At 38.6% G+C, this 7,021-nt stretch carries 5 protein-coding genes; 3 read left to right on the top strand and 2 right to left on the bottom strand.

Features of this window, described 5'->3' with window-relative positions:
* Window positions 1–100: 100 nt before the first annotated feature.
* Together JQC92_RS20195 and JQC92_RS20190 are read right to left on the bottom strand one after the other, a co-directional pair.
* A complete protein-coding gene (locus tag JQC92_RS20195) occupies window positions 101–391 on the bottom strand; it encodes a hypothetical protein (RefSeq protein WP_205001329.1) in 291 nt (96 codons plus the stop codon).
* A gap of 639 nt (window positions 392–1,030) precedes the next feature.
* Complete coding sequence (locus tag JQC92_RS20190) at window positions 1,031–4,339, bottom strand: methyl-accepting chemotaxis domain-containing protein (protein WP_205001328.1); 3,309 nt, start codon at window positions 4,337–4,339, stop codon at window positions 1,031–1,033.
* Between the two features lie 376 nt (window positions 4,340–4,715).
* Between JQC92_RS20190 and JQC92_RS20185 the strand changes: the two genes are divergently transcribed.
* From JQC92_RS20185 to JQC92_RS20175, 3 genes are all read left to right on the top strand, one after another.
* Entirely contained in the window at window positions 4,716–5,882 is a 1,167-nt protein-coding gene (locus tag JQC92_RS20185) for a tetratricopeptide repeat protein (RefSeq protein WP_205001327.1), read from the top strand.
* Window positions 5,883–5,992: 110 nt separating this feature from the next.
* Complete coding sequence (gene mtnC / locus JQC92_RS20180; RefSeq protein WP_205001326.1) at window positions 5,993–6,670, top strand: acireductone synthase; 678 nt, start codon at window positions 5,993–5,995, stop codon at window positions 6,668–6,670.
* 171 nt (window positions 6,671–6,841) lie between these two features.
* A partial coding sequence (locus JQC92_RS20175; RefSeq protein ID WP_239480658.1) for a DUF6444 domain-containing protein occupies window positions 6,842–7,021 on the top strand: 180 nt, incomplete at its 3' end.

Raw genomic sequence — 7,021 nt, 5'->3', positions numbered from 1 at the left:
TAGCAGGTTGGGAAACGATTTGGGAAGGTTGGGATACCCTTCAATCTTATGTCGTTGGATATAGGATGGCGAAAGAAATGCTAGCTGACGGAGAAATGCACTAAGATCTGATCAAGAGACAGGCTTCTAGGAGTTCAGCCGCCAGCTGATCATGCCCTGCATTTGATGCTTGGATATAAATGGGATCAGTGTGTTGCCTTCCCACAGAGGCATACTCTAATTTAAGTGCTTCAATAGCATCATCGAGCGTAAGTCCTAATGCCGATAATGACGAGTCTCCTCCTTTTTGCACTGTAAGCGTCAACCACTCTAAATTATCCGCCGTTTTTTTTTCAGCGGTATCAAAACCCATTAACTCATGATTTTGTGTGCTAAGAATATCAACACTCATAGTAACCTCTAAAATATGAAGTTGTGTTGATGTATTTATTACGCCTGTCTAGGGTCATTAGCAATTTATGATATGTAAATTAATCTGATTTATTACTTTAAATAATATAAGTAATTTATATACTTAGTTAATACAAAAGTTTTCAACAAATTATCATTAGCAATAAATATTAATAAAAATAAATCTATTAATTTGTTTCAACCTTATTAACTTTACTATTAAAATAGTATTTTAATGAAGATGTTATAGGTTAAAAATTAATGTTTAGTTAATATTTATTTTTAACCTAATTCATATTTATTTAGATATAAAAAAATAAATGCTTGATCACACTTCTTTAAAAATATCAGCCAAAATCAAAGTTATTAGCATTCACTAATTTTAGTCGTTTTATATGATCTAACTCACTAAAATAATAGTAAAATGAACCTGTTTTTTTTATAAAAAAGCTATTAACTCTCCAGTGAACGCTTTGACGATCAACACAAAGATCCACGGTATACGATTCAGCTCACGAATTGCTTATCTCGGTTCTTTAAATTCTGAAAGTAGGCCTAAATAAATTTTTAAGTAAGCACATAAAATTTGGCTTATAAAAAAACAGGCTTATTAACCTGCTTAATCCTTAAACTTATTTAGCTAAAAGTAGTTTCTTTTCTTTAATGCGCTATCTAGTTTTTTAATTCTGTCCTGCGCTGATAATTTAGGATCAGTAAACTCCTCAAGCTTCAATCCTGCAGTCTTAAACATCACTTTCATTTCATTTAATTGTGCACGAATCATCTCTGGCGGGTTTTCCTCATTTATCATCCCGAGCATACCCACAAGTGTTTTAATATGCAGGGCTCTTTCATCGGCTTTATGCGGCCTACTTTTATCATCTTCAAGGAAATCATGTCTTTGTTGTTTTACTTTTCTAACCACATAAGCAGCGAGATTAATGCTCTCTCCAGCGGCTTTCAAGCCAACGAAAGCTTCAACTCCGACAACCGTAGCGCCTGAAATTGCACTTGCAAGACGCGCAAATTCAACAAACGTTTTTATGCCAGCTCGATGTAATCGCTTCTCACACACATTTTTGAGATAACGAACCGCAAGGTATCTTTTCGCTTCATCTTTGGCATCCTGGCTGATGCTTGAATCATTCTCTGAATCGTAAGCAATTCGTTTTGCTTCTGCGACATTAGTTTCAAAAGCATCGCGATCAATAATGCTCTCTAACTCTCCATCTCCAATAAATTGTTCTTTCAAACGAAGCTTAATCTCGGCCATTTTTGAGTAATTTTGAATGTCTTTTGATACATGCATTAATTGCTCAGCAATGGCGAGAGTGTGCACGGCAATACCGAGCCCAGGTACGACACCTGACACGGCCTTTCCGCCACTCTCCTCTATGATCGCATTGGCGGCTTTGGCCACTTTTCTTGCAATTTTAGCGATACTCCTACCGTATTTTAAACCTTCACTTAAATACTCTTTCGCCTGATCAGCGCCGCTGGTTTCTTTGGTTGCTTCTGCATCGGTAAGATCTGAATCTTTTATGTCTTTGAAGAGCTTATAAAGCTCACTAAAGGCTCCAGTGATATCCGCTATCGCCCCCATTGCATTACCTGCAACTTCCAACCCTTCTTTTAACGCACTTTCATTTTTAACGAGTTCAGAAAATAAACCTGCGGTAGTATCAATGGCACCTAATGTACCTTCAGCAAGCCCTAAGCCCGCTGTGATAATATCGTCTACTTTAGTCGTCCCTTTTTCTAATTCTTCAATTTCTTTAACCACACCGTGGAGATCTTTTACTTGCTGAACCAGTGAAGTCAATCCAACAATGGCTCTTATACTGGCAGGCGCTTCTTCCATAACGGGTTCAAAAGCATCATTTACTCCATTCAGTCTGTCTAACGTCTCTCCCGTAGGTGCTGAAGACTTTTGATTTTCTGCTACACATTTTTTAACGGCTTTATTAATCTCTCCAGCAATCCCTTGTATTTCTTTCAACTGTTTCAAGTCATTTTGTTCGAGTTCATCGTACTGCTTTACTTCATCATCAACTAAGGCGGGAAGTAGTAAGGTTTTCATCGCCTCTTCGTTCTTACTACCAATACCTAAAGGGACCGCCGCCGTCAGCGCTATCGCCTCTGCAATATGGTTTACCTGAACCTCTGGAATCGGTTCTTCATCTTCTTTAATCATTGGAAGAAGGGCGGTTTCATCATGATCTAAGGTATTGTCTTCTCTCATCAGTAGCGGCATATTGATGTAAGATGGCGTCGTTGATTCATTGCCGCTATTTAACAATGAGCTTCTTCGTCTTGAGTCCCAATTATATGATGGCGATGTTTCAGGTAGTGTTGGTGACAGATACACCGAGTCACTGTCACTTGCAGCTGAGGTTGAAAATACATTTGAACCAGGAATGAATGCCGCCACGATGTGATTATCCAGAGAAGACTGCCTCCTCTTCTCTAACTCATCTCTAAAACTTAATGTCGTTCCTGAGGATGAAATAGATTGCGACTCTGCACGCATCTGAGTGACTAATCCCCGCTTTAAACTTTGTCGGCGCTTAAAGTCATTTCTGTTTTTATCGGTTTCTGTGTTTTTCTTACAAAGCGACTGCTGCGATGAAACTTTGGGACTATCTGATTTATCGAGCGGTAGCTCTTCAAATACCTTTTCTTTATGTCGTCGAGGCGCTTGCTGCTCAGCAACAAGTATAGGACTGAACTCATGTCTGTGTGCACCATCTCCCTGAGCATAAGCAGGCCGATTCATGGCCATCGCTTGCTGATGCCTAACTAAGCCTCGCTCTTCTTCTTTAATGGGGATATGGAACCATTTATAGCCCCTTCTTTGAAGAGAGTGGGCCAGTTGACGTGTTTTTTTAGTAATGTATTGTTTAGAAAGAAATTTATCGACTTCACTCCACTGCTCACCCGGTAGCTCTACAATACTGCATTTGCGTTCACTTCCATGACTTTCGAGTTCATGTTGTAGCGGCTTTGTCGTGTTCGGTTGTGATTGTTTCTGTGTTGCTAGCTTTGGCAAGTGTGTTGTCACAACAGATGACTTTCTTATTTCTTTACTCATAGCATGATACGACATGCCACCAACCTTCCCAGCTCTAAATGCTGCTTTACTCAGTTCACTTGATGTTCTGATCCCTTTTATATCGGCTTTTAACTTTGCTTGTTGATACTCTTTTCTAAGCTCTGGAGTAGGAAGTTGATCAAGGGCTTTTACAACGGCCAATGAGAGTAAATCTGTCTTCTTCCCTGCACGTGCTAGATCAGCAAAGGCTTCTGGAGAATATTTATCTGAGAATTCTGTAGAGGTCAGATGCTCAAGAACAGGTGCTTTTCGATGTTTAAGAGCTAAAAGATCATCACCTTGCTCTTCAAGTTGCTCAGCCACTTTGCTGAGCGCTAATGCTCTTGCTTCAGGAAACTGATCACAGCACTTTTCCAACAAAAAAATAAATGGCAACTGGTCATGGGTATTTTTATCGAGGAGCGGCAGGCCTTGATTAATCAAGTCGACTAAAGCAGCATCAATTTCTTGAGCATTATCGGGATGAAATGGAGAGCCCTTGTTGATGCTGTCTCCAGGGCCTGGACTGTTTTTGGCTAAATAATGTAGAAAACTGCTTTGATGGCTATCCTTTACCGTTACATCTTTCGTTATACTTTGTGTCGAAAGCCATAAAATAGCTTCTTTACTTTTTTTGCCCGCCGCTTGTAAAAAAACATTTTTTCCATCAACGGATTCTGAAAAGTCAAGGCCCGAATGTTCCAGAAAGAACAGATTGATTCTATTCTCGTTATCTGAGTTATCCTTATTTCCTGATTTAATGGTGTTCAATTCTGAAAGTAATTCTGCTTTTGGATCTAATCTTTCTGTGGAACCATCTTGGTGTCCATGACTCACGTTCGTTAATCCGATCGACATATCTCCCCCTTAAAAAAGAGCGTGAGATCTAACATTTTATTCCTGTTCACGAAAATGCGTGAGAAGTTAGATAAGTGGAATAAAGCGTACAATACAAATTTACTGCAGCACCTTAAGAACCATTTCCTTTTAAAGGAAATAATGACTGGTAGTATTTAGGAGATTTCATTTAAGTAATAGCTTATATAAACAAGTTTTAATCTTGTGTTTTAAATAATAAGACGAATTAATTCTCGGTCATTTATTTCATATTCAGCCTTCAGAAAAAATAACAAAATTTCAGATGGGTAACTTACCGAGATTATTACTCTATTTTAATGTCGAGAAATATTGGTTAGTATCAGAAGCGGGATTTACACCAAGGATGAGTAATATAATGAAAATTTGTTTTAATTTTTTGATCACTTTCACTTTGCTTTTAGGCGGCTGCGCTCAACGTTCTCATACTGAGCAATCAATAAAACATAGCCCTCCACTTCATATTAATTACGCCTTGTTTGCACCTGCATCGATTGAGATCCCATCTGCTTTGTCACTATTCCAGCTTACTGATGTGCAAAAACGTCATTTCTTAAATTACTATCATCGTCAACTCGAGCAAAACGTAAAACCACACCAAGCATTAGCAAATTACATGCAGGCTCAGTTCACCGACTTTACTTATTATGGTGAGACATTTGACGCTTCTACTGCGATATTAAAAGCTCAGGGCAATTGTATGAGCCTTGCAATGATCACTTCTGCCTATGCCAAATTAGTCAAACTCGAATACGATTATAAAAAGGTGAACAGCCAACCTATCTTTGATAAACAGAATGGTTATTTGTTAGTGTCGTCCCACGTACAAACCCGATTATTTGATCCGACCTATGAAAAAGAAGAGGGTTTTTTTACTTTTTTAAGGCCCATGGTCATTGTGGATTACTTTCCTTCAGCCAATAATTACCCTGGCAAACTGCTTGAGGAAAAAACCTTCGTTGCAAAATATTACGTTAATCTCGCAGCTCAGAAAATCGTTGACGGCCATGTGGATGATGCTTTTCACTATTCAATGAAGGCACTTGAATATGATGACCAATATTCAGGTGCGATCAATATTTTGGCTGTATTACACAAACAAAAAGGCGATCACCAAACCGCTGATTCACTTTATCAATACGGCCTGTTTTACGATGAAAACAACGTACGTTTGCTTTCAAATTACCTCATACTGTTAAAGTCACAACATCGCTTACAAGACATTAATATTCAACAAGCAAAACTCGATAAACTTGATGACCCAAACCCATATGCATGGCTCGAGCAAGCTTATACTGCCCAGCACGATAACCAATCTAAAAGAGCCACTCGTTATTATAAAAAAGCGTTAGATATTGCACCCTACCTACAGCCTGCATACTTAGGCTTATATCAAATCTATCTTGAAAACAATCGTAACAAAGAAGCCAAAGCGATGCTTCAGCAAGCGTTATACTGGGCGCATGAGCCCGATGAAAAGCAAAGATATAAATACAAACTTTATCAATTGAGTAACCGGTACTGATTTAAAACAAACTTTTGTTTATTTGACATTAATTTACTGGTCAAAGTTTGCGTTTCAATTTAGGATCACTTTATTGATCGACCTTTTGTCTTATTGTGGAGTGAAGTTTTATGGGAATTCGAGCTATCGTCGTTGATACCGCAGGCACAACTACCGATTTGTCATTTATTGAAGATGTACTCTTTCCATACTCTTCAGACAAATTAGCCGACTTTTTAACGGTCAATCAAGACAATGTACTTGTCGATAATTGCATCTCAGATGTGAAAGAAATGGCACTTGAACCTGATGCCGATCTCGATCGAGTGGTTGGGATATTGAAGCACTGGATTTCAGAAGATCGTAAGGCAACCCCATTAAAAACATTACAGGGCTTGATCTGGAAACAAGGCTATGCTGAAAATGCGTTTACAGGACATATTTACCCTGACTTTATCGACGCCATAAGCCAATATAAACAACACGGAATTCGTATTTACAGCTTTTCTTCTGGTTCCGTTGATGCTCAAAAGTTACTCTTCAGTCACAGTGACGGTGGTGATTTAACGCCGTTATTCAGTGGCCATTTCGATACGCGCACGGGTAACAAAACTTATAAGCAGGCGTATTTGAATATTTTAAATACCATCAGCTTAAGTCCTAAGCAGGTGCTGTTTGTGTCTGATAGATTAGAAGAACTTAAGGCTGCCGATAATGCAGGCCTGAATGTGATTTATATGAAGCGATTATCTGAGCAAACTGAAGCTAATTATAAAACGATTGAAAGTTTTAGTGAGCTTTCGCTTTAGTCTCTGCATGGTTTAACGTATTTCAAGCCGAATTGGTGAATTACTCATTGATTCGGCTTATGGGTATCTAACTCGTAACCATTCACCAAGCCACTCTTGATTTTTTGTGACACATGTCGATTGATCGAAAATGTTACTTGAACGATCTTTTTATGGTGTTTTTATGTACACATGAAAAAGAAAAAATGCTTCGAGAAAGATGCTCCACAACCTGCCAATTTGACAGACGCTAATTTGCTGATTCAAGAGTTATGGCAAAAACTTCGGGAATACGAAGATAGGTTAAAGCAGTCTTCTCAGAATTCATCAAAATCGCCGTCATCAGATACACCTGAAGCTAAGGCCGATAGA

The organism is Parashewanella hymeniacidonis (genome assembly GCF_016900895.1).
Lineage (GTDB): Bacteria > Pseudomonadota > Gammaproteobacteria > Enterobacterales > Shewanellaceae > Parashewanella > Parashewanella hymeniacidonis.
The sequence above is the reverse complement of the archived record's forward strand: the minus strand, read 5'-3'. Positions and strand labels throughout refer to the sequence as shown.